This is a genomic window from Virgibacillus sp. LDC-1, assembly GCF_030137545.1.
Classification (GTDB): domain Bacteria; phylum Bacillota; class Bacilli; order Bacillales; family Amphibacillaceae; genus LDC-1.
Genome location: NZ_JARUVL010000005.1, coordinates 12713 through 29315 on the forward strand (window position 1 = coordinate 12713; position 16603 = coordinate 29315).

A 16603-nucleotide genomic window follows, 5' to 3' on the forward strand; every position below is an offset into this window, starting at 1 on the left:
TTCAAGCATCGTTTTAATTTCCACTCTTATCCTTTCAATTATAGCGCAGATTCATGCATGCACTGAAAAAAGGATACTCCCTAAAAAGGAGCATCCTTGACCAAGTTATGCATATAACGGAAACGTGGCTGTAAGTGCAGAAACACGAGCTGCCGCTTCCTTTAGCACCGCTTCATCTTCATGATTTTTAAGGGTTAATGAAATAATCGCAGCAATCTCCTTCATTTCCTTCTCTTTGAATCCACGTGTTGTTACTGCTGCTGTTCCAATACGAACCCCACTCGTTACAAATGGACTCTCTGTATCAAACGGGATTGTATTTTTATTGGTCGTTATGCCAATTTCATCCAATGCATGCTCCGCCACTTTTCCAGTTAAATGTAATGGTGTTACATCTAATAGAAGCAAGTGGTTATCGGTCCCACCAGATACAATACGAATTCCTTCTTCAACGAGCGCTTCACCTAAAACCTTTGCATTTAAAATAATTTGTTGACAATACACTTTAAAATCATCGGATAGTGCTTCTTTAAAAGATGTTGCTTTCGCTGCTATCACATGCATCAATGGACCACCCTGCATTCCTGGGAATACCGACTTATCAATTTTTTTCGCATATTCCTCCTTACACAGAATCATACCACCACGTGGGCCACGAAGGGTTTTATGTGTTGTTGTCGTCACGAAATCCGCATATGGAACAGGATTTGGATGCAAGCCTGCGGCAACAAGTCCTGCAATGTGCGCCATGTCGACCATTAAATACGCGCCAACTGCATCGGCAATTTCTCGGAACTTTGCAAAGTCAATTGTACGAGAATAGGCACTTGCACCAGCAACAATTAGCTTTGGCTTTACTTCCTTTGCTTTATGGAGCACATCATCATAGTTAAGCTGTTCGGTTTCTTCGCTTACACCGTAATCGACAAAATTATATAATGTCCCACTAAAATTCACAGGACTTCCGTGCGTTAGGTGACCTCCATGATTTAAATTCATGCCAAGCACCGTGTCACCTGGTTGCAAAATCGTAAAGTAAACAGCCATATTCGCCTGTGCGCCTGAATGCGGCTGAACATTCGCATGCTCTGCCCCAAAAAGCTGTTTTGCACGATCTCGTGCTAAGTCTTCTACAACATCAACGTGTTCACAGCCACCGTAATAACGTCTTCCCGGATACCCCTCTGCATATTTATTCGTTAAAACAGAGCCCATTGCTTCCATGACTGCTTCAGAAACAAAGTTTTCTGAGGCAATTAACTCAATCTTATCTTGTTGACGTTTTTTTTCCGCCTGTATTGCTTCATAAAGTTCTTGATCTGCTTGTTTTACATGCTTCATGAAAAATCCCCCTGTTTTTTAAATTAATTGCAGCTTTGATTTAGAGACGAATCTTGATAAACTGCGCGTTCGCCACCAATTAGCTTTGGTCTTGTCTTTGCACCATTCAGCCGTGCGTTACCAATTGTTTTTGTTTGAAAGCGGAGCGGAACTGCTACATGTTTAAGCTGCATGCCAATCATCGTTTCACCGATATCAATTCCCGCATCCGCTTTTATGCTCTCCACCACGACCGGGTGCTTTAAATGCTTGTAAGCATAGGTGGCCATCGCGCCCCCTGCTTTTCGATGCGGAATTACGGAAACGGCTTCAAGCTGGGAACGTTTCATCGTTTCCTGCTCCACAACCAATGCCCGATTTAAATGTTCACAGCATTGGAAAACAAGCTCAATACCTGTTTGTTTTTGCAACTGCTGCAATTGCTTAAAAATAGCGGCTGCGATTTCTTCGCTTCCGGCTGTACCAATCCGCTTACCTGCTATTTCACTTGTCGAACACCCGACAACGAATAGATCGCCTCCATTTAGATAGTCGTTATCTACCCATTCAGTAATAAGCGTTTTCATATCTGTTTCTATTTGCTGCAATAGCTCTTTCATTTAAATCACCTCGATCGTTCCATTGAATGAAGCTCACCTTAACGAAAGAAAAATTTCTGAAGAAAGCAGGAAAAGATATAGTCCTTCCCTGCCATTGTTCAAAAATCCTATTTATTCGTGTTTATTTTCATACAAAGTGATTTTTTCAATTCTTCGTTCATGGCGTCCACCTTCAAATTCTGTTTCCAGCCATGTCTTCGCAATCTCTCTAGCAAGACCTTGGCCAATAACTCGTTCACCCATTGCTATCATATTCGAGTTATTATGCATTCGCGTTAGCTTTGCGCTATAAACATCATGCACTAACGCACAGCGAATTCCTTTTACTTTGTTAGCTGAAATAGACATGCCAATACCGGTTCCACAAATTAAAATGCCTCGATCAAATTCACCGTTCGCTACACGCTCTGCAGCTGGTAAAGCATAGTCTGGATAATCAACCGAGGTTTCACAGCTACAGCCTGTATCCTCATATTCGATTCCCATCTCATCTAGCAAGCTTTTTACTTCATTACGAATTGTCATTCCTGCATGATCGGCTGATAATATTACTTTCATTTTTTGTCCGCTCCTTTATTTCTTGATGTCATCCATAATAGCTTCATTTTACACTATTTCAAAAAGTAAAGACAACCAGACTGTCACTTGTAACATTTCACTCTAACAGCTTTATTCTAACAGAATATGACGTATATTGTTAACAATTGGACTATACGTTTATGTGAGCTTAAACTGTTGAATTTGTTTATTTAACGTACTCGCTTGTATCTCCAATTCATGTGCCAGCTTGTCTACCGTATCAATCGTAACAGCTTGTTCTTGAATCGATGCATTTACTTCCTCAGCTCCAGCAGATGTTTCCTCGGCAATTGCTGCCACTTCTTGAGATTGTGATGCCGTATTTTGAATGGACTCAAGCTGTTTATCGACTAGCGAAGAAATAGATTCAATTTCCATTGCTACTTCTTCGACTGAAGTTGACATTTTTCCAATCGATGCATTTGTATGAGCCCCATTTTCCGCTTCTTTTTTTGCATCATTTACATTTTCGTTAATTTGAATAACAACCTGTGAAACATCTTCTTGAATGGCTGTAATCAATGCTGAAATACGTTGTACAGCATCTCCGCTTTGATCAGCAAGCTTCCGTATTTCCTCGGCAACGACCGCAAAGCCTCTACCATGCTCACCCGCTCTAGCAGCTTCAATCGAAGCATTTAATGCTAACAGATTGGTCTGTTCAGCAATTTCACCAACCATTGTAATAATGGATTCTACCTGCTCCGCGTTTTGCTTTAGATTATCGACATCCTTGAGGGAAGCTTCCTGCTCTTCCACCATTTTTTGGATTCCTGCTACAAGCTCGTTCACAACTAACGTGCTTTCCTTCAGCGTTTCCAGCATCGTAGTCGATTTCTTACTAGATTGTACAGCTTTCCCTTGCACTTCTTCTGCAAGTGTTGTTGCAAGCTCTACCGCTTCTACAGTTTGTTGTATCGCCTCTGAAGAGGTTTCTGCACCTTTTGAAATGTCACTAATTGATGCACTAATTTGTCCGGAGTACTGTGCAACTTGGTGAGATGCCTGTTTCATTTGCACAACGGTGTCATTTGTCTGCTCAAAGTGCATATCAATATTTTGCACCATATTCCGAAGATTTGTCAGCATCGTATCTAATGCAAGGCTAAGCGCACGAATTTCATCATCCGAATTGGAAATAGAAACAACCTGGTGTAAGTTTCCATTTGCAGCTTCTGTTGCAACATGCTCTAACTTTTCAAGTGGTTTCGTAATAAAACGAGCAGCTACATAAGCAAGGACACCAGACCAAATAATTCCCAACAATAAAGTGATAATCGTAAATGCTTCCATTGATAATGACCATGAAAAATAGGACGTAACGGCATCATGTACATAATACAAAAAGAAGGCACTTGTTGAATATGTAATCAATGCTAAAATTGTCGTGAAAAGCATTAATTTCACCCGTAAGCTAAACCGATATTTTTTCTTCATTTTCTTCCTCCTGATAATGAGCTTGATTATTTCATTTTTTTTATTAATAGCTCAATGTATGTATCAAGTTCTTTCATTGTTTCATAATAAATTTCAAAATCTCCACCAAAGGGATCGGATATATCATAATTAATAAGGCTTTTCTCTAACTGTCTGATGACTTCAACATCTTCTTTCACATGCTCCCGAAGTCTTTCGTTAAGCGTCGCGTTATCTAGCTTATGCTGATTTTCATGAATAAAAGCTGAGCGCTTTTCTGCATAATCCGCATACCTTTTCTTTAACTCTTCCCATACATTTTTATCGGCTTCTGAAACAAATTCCTTAAGCGTAAAATACTTTTCTTGAAAATCTGGGAATTGCATAATTAGCGATTTTTTATGATCTGTTGTCATCGTTAGTACAACATCTGCCCAGTTTAATATTTCGGTGGTAACTGGAGAGGATTGATGGTCTAGCATTATATCTTCTTGTGCTAAAACATCGATTGCTTGTTGGCTCGCTCGTTGGTTTTTTGCAGCAAACACCCCAGCTGATTTAACGTTAGCATTTGGTAGTTTATGCTTTAACAAGGCCTCTGCCATTGGACTTCGGCATGTATTTCCCGTACAAACAAATAATATTTTCATTCATAGCTCCTCCCACAGCTCCTATTTTATAGGACCATTGTCTCATTTTATCCCGCTTACATCCAATAATATACCATAAATGGATGTACTTGTAGAGAAACAAAAAAGTAGGATATTAATGCTAATCCTACTAATTAATAACTATACTATTGGATTTATAAGGTACTAGAATAATGGCCATTATCGTCATTCAAAAGTTAGCCAAAAAGAATTAATAATCCAAACGCACATAGAATACTTCCTCCTAATATTTCACTATATGCGCCGATCCATCGATTCATTTTTCGACCGAGTAACATTCCTAACCACGTCAATACCATACTTGCGGTACCAAATAAGCCAAGCGCTAATACAGTTTGCACACCAGAAATGCCCAAGCTTAAGCCAACAGAAAAACTATCCATACTAACACTAAGCGCAAATAAAAATAATCCAATACCGGCAATATTCCATAGGCTTCTTACTTCATGATTAAATGCTGAAAATAACATATGAGAACCAATAGCGACTAACAGTAATCCACTTGTCAATGTTGCTAAATTTCCTATCTTATCGGATATCGCTTGTCCAGCCAATATTCCTAAAAGGGGCATAAGCACGTGAAAAATACCAATTACGAATCCTATTATCGCTATCTGTTTTAATCGGATTCGTTGCATTCCAATTCCAAGACTAACTGAAAATGCATCCATCCCTAATGCAATAGACATAAAGAACAATGAAACAATTTCACCAAGTGTTTGCTCTGACATATAAATCCCCCTTGGACATGCTTGTTAACTATATGCATGTCTAAGCGGGATTATGTCTCAGCAATTTGCCTCCAGAACATGATAAAATTTATCGTTGATTCATTTTATCCACTTTGTCGCAGCTTTTTGAAGTCTATTCATAATGGCTTCACCAATCCCCTTATCAGAAAACGTTTGGCAAATAATCACATCGACATTTTCTTCCTTAAAGGTTCTTAGTGCATCATATAAATGGGAAGCAATATCTCCTAAATCATCGCCTAAAGCGATAACATGGTCAGCATCAAGCTGTGTCGCCATATCCGTATCTGCCATCACGCCGACACGTTTACCTAGCTTCTGTTCTGCTTTCACTGCTTCTTGAATTTTCCTTAATCCACCTGAATATAACCACAGTGGAACATCTGGTGAATAATGCTTGTACTTCATTCCTGGCGCTTTAGGCTGATCTTCTTTGTTCATTAAAGCTGGATCGACCATTACAGGTCCAACAATTTCTTCTAGCTCTTCTTTTGTAATTCCACCAGGACGTAGAATTATAGGAATATCACTTGTGCAATCTACTACTGTTGATTCTAATCCAACACCAGTAGGTCCACCATCTATGATTCCAGCTATTCTTCCACTTAAATCCTCCCATACATGTTCAGCAGTTGTCGGACTGGGCTTTCCAGACAGATTTGCACTGGGAGCCGCAAGCGGAACTTGAACAATTTGCAATAACTTTTGGGCAACAGGGTGACTTGGTATGCGTACACCGACCGACTGTAATCCAGCCGTAACATTGGTAGCACACGTTCCGTTACTTGGTAGCACATAGGTTAGTGGTCCCGGAGAAAAAGCTTCAATTAATTTATCCACATAAGCTGGCACGTTTTCCACAAGCTTCATTAACTGTTCTTTTGTTGCTACATGGGCAATTAATGGATTATCTTGCGGACGTCCCTTCGCCATAAAAATTTCTTTAACAGCTTGCTCGTTTGTTGCATCTGCACCTAATCCATAAACGGTCTCTGTTGGGAACGCCACAGTGTAACCTTCCTCTAACAGCTTTGCGGCAGCCTTTATTTGTTCGATTGTTTTCTCTTGTTCATTTCTTATATTCCAACGCTTTGTTTCCATCATTAATGTACCTCTTTTCTATCCTACATTCTAGTCGAAAGTAGAAGGTTACGCAAAAGAAAAAGAACTATTTTTATCCACAAAAAATGTATACAAGCTCCTGTTATTATCCACAGTTTGCCTGTATACGTTATATCTTTACAAATACGTTACTTTTACTTATATTATGATCGAGTTAAGAATAACTTGTGCACAAATTATCCCCAAAAAATGTGGATTATGTGCATAACTATGTTAACAACTCAAACTTTAATATGTTATTGTACTTTCCACTCTAGGCAGCCTCTTTCTTCAATTCTTGATAAATCCATTTTACCAATCAAGAAACTTGAAATGCCCACCAGTTCCCGCCATCCTGTGGATATTTATCTGTTACCTCTTTTGTTTGGTGTGGATAAAATTGCAATGCTTCTAATAAGAGATCTACTACTGGTTGATGACTGTGTACATATACTTTTTTGGCATTTTGGCCTTTTAGCATTTGAAGAATAGATTCAATTAATACAGGTAAGCTTGCTGCTGCTTCTTTCGCAATATATAACTGCTTTAACCAATATATATCCGCTTCCATGTTTGTTAATCGAAAGCATCCTTGAATCCTATCATCCATATAGACAATATACCCATCTTTTAACAAGCCATGCTTTTCCACATTTTCCGTTGTGTGTAAAAACTCCTCCACCTGTTCGATTGGCGCTCGATATGCTGCTACTATTTTCATCCTTTTCACCTCTACTTTTTTTAATAGGTTAAAAACTGTAATTTCTATCATTTTATGCAGTCAGCTTTAAAGCTATGACAATCCAAGCCACTCAAATAAGAAAAATTTAACTTTCACCGGTTCTTCTTCATCTTCTTCCGGTTCGATTAATTCTTTTTCATCTGTTTCGGCTGCTACGGTCGTACCATTTGAAAAATCCAAGAAGCAAAGCGGAGGAAATAGGACACACCACCAATTGGCACCTTCTCCCGCACCAATCGTAATTAATACTGCTTCATATTCTCCAGCAGGGTATAAATAAGAGCCATATAGCTTTGTAGGAAAAGTAACCTTTTTCCCATAGGATACGTTTACTTTATGTGAAATTGATTTTTTCTGTAAGGTTTTTTCCACTATTTCTTTAATTTCTGGAATTTTAGTTTGAAGTAATGCTCTTGCTTCGTTAATATCTGTAATGTGTGCAACCCATTTTGTTATTTGCTCATTTACATTATCTCGCACTAAACGTTTTATTTTCTGATCTGCTTCCGCATCACTATTTGCCAGAATTCGTAGCCGGATTGCCTCATCAGGAATAACCTGATAGTCGACTGCTCCATCTCTTTGCTCGCCTTTTCCGAAAGTTGGAATCGATAGAAATAGGATAGTAAAAATCATAACGATAAATAATAGCTTTTTCATGAATAATGCCCCCCCATTAACTTATTCACAGTATGGGCAGGGCAGATCGATTTTAAACTAGTATTCTATTATTTTTATATAAATAACGTTCGATCAGCCTTTCATCATTTTGAAAGCAGTGCTGTAACGATACGATCCTTCTTATTAATATCTTGAATAACCTTTGGAGCACTTTGCGGAAATTGTGATTTGATCATATCTGACACCGCATTTCCTTGCTCATGTCCAATTTCCAAACTAAGCATACAGGATTCCTTCATTACATGAGGAACTTGCTTGATTATTTTTTTATAAGCAGCTAGTCCTTCTTCATCAGCAAACAACGCAATTTCCGGGTCAAAGTCTTTTACAGTATCGGAAAGAAGAGGTTCCTCAGCACGACTAATGTAAGGCGGATTTGAAATAATAATATCAACAGTCCCTTGTTGATCGATGATTGGATGCAGAAAATCCCCCTGTAAAAAGTGAACATTTGCATGTAACTGCTTTGCGTTTTCCTCTGCAACTTGTAATGCTGCTGTTGAAATATCAGTAGCAAAAACCTGTGCATTGGGAAGCTCTAATGCAAGAGTCGTTGCAATAACACCACTACCTGTTCCAACGTCGACAATTCGAGGCGTTGCATCATTAGAAAAATGTTCTTGCACATAAGAAATAGTGAAGGCTACTAATTCCTCTGTTTCAGGACGTGGAATTAATACATCTTTATTCACTTGAAAATCACGTCCCCAAAACGTTTCTTTCCCAATCAGATGTTGTACTGGTACGCCTGTCTTTGCATGCTGTATTATAGCCGCCTCAAAGCTTTCCTTCACTTTAGGTGTAATTCGTTCACGCATGTTCGCAAAAAAGGCAGATCTAGTCATTTGCAGCTCATGCTGTAAAAGTAATTCCGCTACCCTCGGCTCACGATGATGTTTTTCTAAAAAAAGAGAAGCCCATTCCAGGACTTCATATTGCTTCCACTTGTTTTGCATATTACTCACCAATTTGCTCTAGTTTTTTCGTCTGTTCTTCAACAAGTAATGCATCTATAAGCTCACTTAGCTTACCTTCTAGAATCTGATCTAGCTTTTGAATCGTTAGACCAATACGATGATCTGTTACACGGTTTTGTGGAAAATTATATGTTCGAATTCGTTCAGAACGATCTCCCGTACCTACAGCTGATTTTCTCGTTTCATCATATTCAGCCTGTGCTTCCTGTTGAAATTTATCATAAATTCGAGCGCGAAGCACCTTCATCGCTTTTTCCTTATTCTTTATTTGCGATTTTTCATCCTGACAGGAAACAACGATTCCTGTTGGAACGTGGGTAAGACGAACAGCGGACATTGTTGTATTTACACTTTGTCCTCCTGGTCCACTAGAAGCAAATGTATCCACACGAATATCTTTTTCGTGTACTTCCACTTCTACATCCTCTGCCTCAGGAAGTACAGCTACTGTTGCCGTTGATGTGTGGATTCTTCCACCAGATTCTGTTTCAGGTACACGCTGTACACGGTGGGCACCATTTTCATATTTTAGCTTCGAAAAAGCGCCGTTTCCATTTATCATAAAGATAATTTCCTTATATCCACCCACACCAGTTGAATGTGCTTCTATGACCTCTGTTTTCCAGCCTTGGCTTTCTGCATAACGCGAATACATGCGGTAAAGGTCTCCAGCGAACAATGCCGCTTCATCTCCACCAGCTGCCCCGCGAATTTCCATAATAACGTTTTTATCGTCATTCGGATCTTTTGGAAGAAGTAAAATTTTCATTTTTTCTTCCAGCTCCGTCTTTGCTTCGGTTAACTCGGATATTTCCATTTTAACCATGTCATACATGTCACTATCTAGCTCATCTTCTAGCATTTCTTTTGCATCTTTTAATTGGCTTGATACATCCTTATATTCACGATATGCCTGAACAACGCTTTCTAGTCCAGACTGTTCCTTGGAATATTCACGTAGTTTATTTGTATCGCTAATAATTTCTGGGTCGCTAAGCAACTCGTTCAACTTATGATAACGATCCTCCAGCGATTGTAATCGTTCTAACATTCCGTTCACCTCACTCAGATTAACAGTATAATTATAGTATAGACACGGTTAGAGGTCAAAGTTTGTTTTTTTACGTTTATTTGAAGTGAATCATTTTTTGGACAGCAGCAAATAAACGTACAGTATACTTTGTGAAAAAACGATGTGTTGATTTACGTTTTTGCTGAAACGCAAATTGCATGTCCAACCAATCTGTTTTAAAACTAAAAATCACCTTCGATAATATGCAGCTCAAAAGTTATTCTCGCTTAACTTTTAAGCTGCAATGTACCTGAAGGTGACTAATTAGAAACTTTCATAATCTGTTCTTGCACTTGCTGGCTTGGTTTATTCGGTACCTCATGATGATGACGACATCTCGGTTCATATGATTCTGATGCACCGACTAAAATAATTGGATCATCATAAGAGGCTGGATTGCCATCAATTAACCGTTGCGTGCGACTTGCAGGCGAACCACATACTGGACAAATCGCATTGAGCTTCGTGACAGACTCTGCTAATGCCATTAATTTAGGCATCGGTCCAAATGGTTCCCCACGGAAATCGGTATCCAACCCTGCACAGATAACACGCATACCTCGATTGGCCAACTCGTCCACTACATCAACTATATGTTCATCAAAAAACTGTATCTCATCAATTCCAACGATATCTACCGTATCATCAATATGATCAAAAATTGCCTGTGAACTCTCTACAGGACGTGCCATTACAGAATTGCCATTATGAGAAACAACAGCTTCCTCCGCATAGCGATTGTCTATAACTGGTTTAAAGACGCGAACGTTAAGATTTCCATAGGTTGCTCGACGCACGCGACGAATAAGCTCCTCTGATTTTCCAGAAAACATGCTACCACAAATTATTTCTACCCATCCACTTTGTGTCATTACATACATGCAAAGGGAACTCCCTTCCATTAATTAGTATTATCTTTTTTATGTTTATATGTAATCTAGTTTATCATTAATCGAGACATTTTTCCTATTAAAATTTCACTCTGTAAAACCTCAAATAAATAAACCTTGGCATTGCTTATAAAGTAGAAAAAACAGGCAATCAACAATCACCTGTTTTTTCTGTTTCAAAAAGAAAGCTTTGGCTTTAGAGATTCCATTTATAGAAATCGACTAAAACCGAAGCTTTTTAATTCATGTTATATTTTTTCTTAAATCGATCTACGCGGCCGCCAACTTTGTCAGCTTTTTGCTTGCCAGTGTAGAATGGGTGTGAATCCGAGCTAATTTCCACACGGATTAATGGATAGGTGTTTCCATCTTCCCACTCAATTGTTTCTTCTGAGTATTTTGTAGATCCACTTAAGAATTTAAAATCTGAGCTAGTATCAAGGAATACAACTTTTCTGTATTCAGGATGAATGCCCTTTTTCATATCTTTCCACTCCTTTATGCCCTGAATCCTTAGGAAACAGAGTTGTTCGGTGCAATACCTTTTGTAAACTCACGTTAAGATTATAACAGTGTAGTCCACTGATTGCAATAGATAGATTAGAATCGAAAAATAAAATTCGTTTTAAATCGTCTTTTTACTGCCGCTTTAATCCTCGACGCTTCATCTCTTCATCCATTTGCTGGAGAAATTCTTCATTGTTTTTGGAAGCCTTTAATCTTCTTAGGAAGCGGTCCAGAAAATCATGGGAATCCTGCATTGTTTTCCGAATCGCCCACATCTTATCTAGATGGTTTTTATCAACAAGCAGTTCTTCTTTTCTTGTACCTGAGCGTAAAATATCAATTGCCGGAAAGATTCTTCGTTCCGCAAGATTACGATCAAGATGGAGCTCCATATTACCTGTTCCTTTAAACTCTTCATAAATTACGTCATCCATGCGTGAACCCGTGTCCACTAATGCTGTTGCAAGTATTGTAAAGCTTCCACCTTCCTCGATATTTCTAGCTGCTCCAAAAAATCGTTTTGGTCGATGGAATGCCGCAGGATCGATCCCACCGGAAAGCGTACGCCCACTTGGTGGAATAACAAGGTTATATGCTCTTGCAAGCCTTGTAATACTATCCATTAAAATGATAACATCCCGCTTATGCTCTACTAAACGCATTGCCCGCTCTAGTACGAGCTCTGAAACCTTTATATGACTTTCAGGTAATTCATCAAACGTAGAGCTAACAACATCTACATCTGGATGCACGGAACGCTCAATATCTGTTACTTCTTCCGGACGCTCGTCCACAAGCAGAATAATCAACTTTGCTTCTGGATGATTCGTAGAAATACTATTTGCAATTTGCTTTAGAAGCATTGTTTTTCCAGCTTTAGGTGGAGCCACAATAAGTCCACGCTGCCCAAACCCTACCGGTGTCATTAAATCCATGATTCGCGTGGATAGTTTTTTTGTTTCTGTTTCTAAATTCATGATACGATTTGGATATAATGCTGTTAATGCAGGAAAATGAACACGCTCTTTTGCTGTTTCCGGATCATCCCCATTTACTGCATCTACATGCAGCAAGCCATAATAACGTTCATTTTCTTTGGGCGGTCGTACTTTTCCAGAAACCTTATCCCCATTACGCAAATCGAAACGACGAATTTGCGAGGCAGAAATATAAATATCCTCAGCACTTGGAGAATAGTTAATAGGACGTAAAAATCCAAAGCCTTCAGAAGGAATAATTTCTAGTATACCATCCATAAATAAAAACCCATCTTTTTCAGCTTGCGACTTTAAAATTGCAAAGATAAGCTCCCGCTTCGTTAGTTTTGCGTAATAAGATATTTTATATTCTTTCGCTAATGTATATATTTCTTTTAATGTTAGTTCCTCTAATTGCGAAATAGTTAATGACAATAAAATCACCACACCTAATTTTTTTTACATCATCTATCACAGTGGATAAACAATTTTATGCATGAACCCAATTATCGCCAACGATTTAGTTTATAAAACGATTTCATAAAAACCCACTTGTTTATTATTTCACTTTATATTCGTTGGATCAGTTGGAAGAGATTTCACTTCTTTGTTCGTAGTAATTGTTTTTTAAATGAAGGTTAATTTAGAAGCTAGAATGGAAGTTTTTAATATAGCGTTGCACGATAGAGCATATTTGTTCAGAAACCATGCTCATTTGTATCGTATCCAATCTTCTACATACTTAAACATCTACAATAATACTTGGTTTTCCTGTGATATTCAACTTTTTTATGTTAGTTTCATAGAATCTCGGTTTTTTAGAAAAAACGCTGGTTAATTAAAGGTAACCAGCGTTTTTACATCTAGTCATCCTATCATAACGAGTATCTAATTATTATTGCTTGCTTAACCCATTACAAGATTTGGTTTTTTCTTAAGGCTATGCTCGCCATCAATAAAGCGAACCGTTCCGCTTTTTGCTCGCATGACAACAGTTTGTGTGGTTGCTTTTGTGCCTTTAAATTGGACTCCTTTTAGAAGTTCTCCATCTGTAACTCCTGTTGCAGCAAAAATAGCATCGTCTCCACCACAAAAATCATCCATCATAAATACTTTATTCAAGTTAGAAATGCCCATCTTCTCACAGCGTGTTCGTTCCTCATCATTTGATGGAATGAGCTTTCCTTGTATCTCCCCACCAAGACATTTAAGCGCAACAGCAGCAAGCACACCTTCAGGGGCACCACCAATACCAAATAAAATATCGACACCTGTATCATCAAACGCCGTATTAATAGCTGCTGCTACATCCCCATCAGGGATCAATTTAATACGAGCGCCTGCCTGACGAATTTCTTTAATTAGTTGTTCATGACGAGGGCGATCTAGAACAATGGCTACAACATCTTCCATTGCCTTGTTTTTCGCTTTAGCTACCGCTTGCAGATTTTCTTCTGTAGAAGCATTAATATCGATCTTACCGACAGCCTCTGGGCCGACAGCTATTTTTTTCATATACATATCTGGAGCATGAAGTAGTTGTCCATGATCCGCAATTGCAATAACTGCAAGGGCGTTCCATGTTCCTTGGGCAACAATATTTGTTCCCTCCAATGGATCTACTGCTACATCAACTAGAGGACCGGATCCAGTGCCAAGTTCTTCCCCAATATATAACATTGGCGCCTCATCCATTTCACCTTCTCCAATAACGACGGTTCCTTGCATTGGTATTGTATCAAAAACGTTACGCATCGCAGTTGTTGCTGCATCATCTGCTTCGTCTTTTTTACCTCTACCCATCCAGCGTGCAGACGATAGCGCAGCTGCCTCTGTAACGCGAACTAGTTCCATAGTTAAACTTCTTTCCATGTCATCCATCTCCTTTATTAAAAATACCCTCATCCCAAGAAAGTATTTTTATACAAAGATGGCTTTACGCACACTTGATTTCATGGTTACTCTGTTTATGTAGAAACCTTTTGTTTGGCATACATTAAGAGTTTTGAAACTGAATAATTTCTTCCTCTGTCATATCTTCACGCCAAACATTTGCACCAAGCGCATTTAATTTCTCTGTCATTTGTTCATAGCCTCGATCAATATGCTCTAATCCCGTTATTTCCGTTACCCCATTCGCCATTAATCCGGCAATAACTAGGGCCGCTCCAGCACGTAAATCAGTAGCTTTGACACGAGCTCCTTCTAGTTGAACAGGTCCAGAAACAATCGCTGATCCACCTTCAACCTTTATTATAGCATTCATTCTCCGCAATTCGTCAATATGTTTTAAGCGCGCACTATAGATCGTATCGGTAATCACACCGGTGTTTTCTGCTTTTGTCAATAACGAAGTAAAGGGTTGCTGCAGATCTGTTGGAAACCCTGGATAAACCAAGGTTTTGACGTCCACACTTTTCAGCGGACCTCGAGAAGCAATATAAAGCTGATCATCTTGTTCTTCGACGGTAACTCCCATTTCACGAAGCTTTGCAAGTAACGATTCCAAATGTTGCGGAATGACGTTATCAATAATAACTTCTTCTCCCGCAGCAGCGGCTGCAATTGTATATGTTCCAGCTTCAATTCGGTCTGGAATAATCGTATGTTTACACCCATGCAAAGAAGGTACGCCCTCAATGCGAATGACATCTGTTCCAACACCTTTAATCTTTGCGCCCATGTTTGTTAACAGTGTTGCTACATCAATAATTTCTGGCTCTTTTGCAGCATTTTCAATAATCGTCTTACCTTTTGCTTTTACTGCCGCAAGCATAATATTTATGGTTGCACCAACACTGACAACATCCAGATAAATTCTTGCTCCTCTTAATTCATCTGCTCGCAAATAAATAGCACCCTGTTCATTTGTCACTTCAGCTCCAAGTGCTTCAAACCCCTTGATATGTTGATCAATTGGACGCGGCCCTAAAAAACAACCGCCAGGGAGTCCAATAACCGCTTTTTTAAACTTACCTAGCATTGCTCCCATAAAGTAGTAAGAAGCCCGAAGCTTTTTCACTTTCCCATTCGGCAACGGCATGGAAATCATATGCTCTGGATTAATGTGAATCGTTTGATCAGGACCCCATGATACATGACCACCTATTTCTTCCAGAAGCGATGCAAGTGTATATACATCAGAAATATTCGGAAGTCCTTCCAATGTAATTTCAGAATCGGCTAAAATTGCTGCTGGAAGCAAAGCAACTGCACTGTTCTTAGCACCACTGATTCGGACCTTCCCATTTAACAAATGACCGCCTTCTACCAACATTTTCTGCATTCAAAACCCTCACTTTTTGATGACGTACAGGACGTCGCGTTCTGAGCCGATTAAGCTATAAAGCGACTACTTGATCTATCTGCTTTTCACAAATTATGCTTTATTTCCCTTTAAAACACAACTATTTCCCATCTCTATGCGCGTATTCATAACAATCGTAATAAAACGAGAATAGATGAGGCTGAGTCAAAATAATGCCCAGCCCCGTCACATTATTAATTTAAAGAACTTATTTCATTCATTATTGTCTACTTCGTCAAATTCTTTAGCATGAATTAACATCGGGAATCTCCATGATATCAATCACACGTTTCGTTTTTTACTTTTGATTGTTCCAATCAGCAAGAAACTTTTCAATCCCTTGATCTGTTAATGGGTGCTTAACAAGCTGTCCTAGCACACTGTATGGAACCGTAGCAATATGAGCACCATGTAGAGCGGCATCAGTAACATGCAACGGATGACGAATGGAAGCAGCGATAATTTCTGTTGTAATTGCATGACGATCAAAAATTTCTGCGATCGTAGCGATTAGTTCCATGCCATTATGTCCAATATCATCCAATCTACCTAAAAATGGAGATACGTAAGTTGCTCCTGCTCGAGCAGCTAGCAAGGCTTGGTTCGCATTAAAAATTAAGGTTACATTCGTTTTAATATTTAAGTCACTAAACGCTTTTACCGCCTTTAACCCCTCTAATGTCATAGGTACTTTAACGGTGATGTTTGGAGCAATTGCTGCAAGCTCTTTCCCTTCTTTGATCATTCCTTCTGCATCTTCGGAAATTACTTCCGCACTAACCGAGCCAGAGACTTCTTCTGTTATCTCGCGCAAACGGTCATGAAAAGAAACGCCTTCTTTTGCAACCAGACTTGGATTGGTTGTTACACCTGCCAAAACACCAAGCTCATTGGCTTTACGAATATCCTCAATATTTGCAGTGTCAATAAAAAATTTCATGTAACTTGATCCTCTCTTTCACCTTGAAGACTACTTTTAATTATTTTAAAT

At 39.0% G+C, this 16603-nt stretch carries 17 protein-coding genes; all 17 read right to left on the reverse strand.

The features are described from left to right. Window positions 1-105: 105 nt before the first annotated feature. The gene (locus QBK89_RS06020) at window positions 106-1341 is read right to left on the reverse strand and encodes a serine hydroxymethyltransferase (protein WP_284140131.1); all 1236 of its coding nucleotides are present in this window, start codon (window positions 1339-1341) and stop codon (window positions 106-108) included. Window positions 1342-1364: 23 nt separating this feature from the next. Continuing rightward, window positions 1365-1940 (reverse strand): TIGR01440 family protein, encoded by a 576-nt coding sequence (locus QBK89_RS06025; RefSeq protein WP_284140132.1) that lies wholly within the window; start codon window positions 1938-1940, stop codon window positions 1365-1367. Between the two features lie 111 nt (window positions 1941-2051). Next, the gene (gene rpiB / locus QBK89_RS06030; protein ID WP_284140133.1) at window positions 2052-2498 is read right to left on the reverse strand and encodes a ribose 5-phosphate isomerase B; all 447 of its coding nucleotides are present in this window, start codon (window positions 2496-2498) and stop codon (window positions 2052-2054) included. Window positions 2499-2657: 159 nt separating this feature from the next. After that, window positions 2658-3956 carry a methyl-accepting chemotaxis protein gene (locus QBK89_RS06035; RefSeq protein ID WP_284140134.1) on the reverse strand — a complete coding sequence of 433 codons (1299 nt, stop codon included), beginning with the start codon at window positions 3954-3956 and terminating at the stop codon, window positions 2658-2660. Between the two features lie 26 nt (window positions 3957-3982). After that, a complete protein-coding gene (locus QBK89_RS06040; RefSeq protein ID WP_284140135.1) occupies window positions 3983-4585 on the reverse strand; it encodes a low molecular weight protein arginine phosphatase in 603 nt (200 codons plus the stop codon). A 197-nt stretch (window positions 4586-4782) separates the two neighbouring features. Then, window positions 4783-5337: a manganese efflux pump MntP gene (locus QBK89_RS06045; protein ID WP_284140136.1), complete on the reverse strand. Its 555-nt coding sequence runs from the start codon at window positions 5335-5337 to the stop codon at window positions 4783-4785. A 99-nt stretch (window positions 5338-5436) separates the two neighbouring features. Then, the gene (locus QBK89_RS06050; RefSeq protein WP_284140300.1) at window positions 5437-6459 is read right to left on the reverse strand and encodes an L-threonylcarbamoyladenylate synthase; all 1023 of its coding nucleotides are present in this window, start codon (window positions 6457-6459) and stop codon (window positions 5437-5439) included. A 319-nt stretch (window positions 6460-6778) separates the two neighbouring features. Then, the gene (locus QBK89_RS06055) at window positions 6779-7180 is read right to left on the reverse strand and encodes a GNAT family N-acetyltransferase (protein ID WP_284140137.1); all 402 of its coding nucleotides are present in this window, start codon (window positions 7178-7180) and stop codon (window positions 6779-6781) included. Between the two features lie 72 nt (window positions 7181-7252). Further along, on the reverse strand, window positions 7253-7861 hold the full coding sequence (gene spoIIR / locus QBK89_RS06060; RefSeq protein ID WP_284140138.1) for a stage II sporulation protein R: 609 nt from the start codon (window positions 7859-7861) through the stop codon (window positions 7253-7255). Window positions 7862-7965: 104 nt separating this feature from the next. Beyond that, window positions 7966-8838: a peptide chain release factor N(5)-glutamine methyltransferase gene (prmC, locus tag QBK89_RS06065; RefSeq protein ID WP_284140139.1), complete on the reverse strand. Its 873-nt coding sequence runs from the start codon at window positions 8836-8838 to the stop codon at window positions 7966-7968. A gap of 1 nt (window position 8839) precedes the next feature. Further along, window positions 8840-9910, reverse strand: a complete 1071-nt coding sequence (gene prfA / locus QBK89_RS06070) for a peptide chain release factor 1 (protein WP_284140140.1) — start codon at window positions 9908-9910, stop codon at window positions 8840-8842. Between the two features lie 281 nt (window positions 9911-10191). Then, entirely contained in the window at window positions 10192-10812 is a 621-nt protein-coding gene (locus QBK89_RS06075) for a thymidine kinase (protein WP_284140141.1), read from the reverse strand. Between the two features lie 247 nt (window positions 10813-11059). Beyond that, a complete protein-coding gene (locus QBK89_RS06080) occupies window positions 11060-11305 on the reverse strand; it encodes a type B 50S ribosomal protein L31 (protein WP_284140142.1) in 246 nt (81 codons plus the stop codon). A 154-nt stretch (window positions 11306-11459) separates the two neighbouring features. Next, window positions 11460-12746, reverse strand: coding sequence for a transcription termination factor Rho (gene rho / locus QBK89_RS06085; RefSeq protein WP_284140301.1), 1287 nt, complete (start codon window positions 12744-12746; stop codon window positions 11460-11462). 465 nt (window positions 12747-13211) lie between these two features. After that, window positions 13212-14177, reverse strand: a complete 966-nt coding sequence (gene glpX / locus QBK89_RS06090; RefSeq protein ID WP_284140143.1) for a class II fructose-bisphosphatase — start codon at window positions 14175-14177, stop codon at window positions 13212-13214. 124 nt (window positions 14178-14301) lie between these two features. Continuing rightward, window positions 14302-15591, reverse strand: a complete 1290-nt coding sequence (locus QBK89_RS06095; protein WP_284140144.1) for a UDP-N-acetylglucosamine 1-carboxyvinyltransferase — start codon at window positions 15589-15591, stop codon at window positions 14302-14304. 319 nt (window positions 15592-15910) lie between these two features. Next, window positions 15911-16552, reverse strand: a complete 642-nt coding sequence (gene fsa / locus QBK89_RS06100; protein ID WP_284140145.1) for a fructose-6-phosphate aldolase — start codon at window positions 16550-16552, stop codon at window positions 15911-15913. Window positions 16553-16603: the final 51 nt, after the last annotated feature.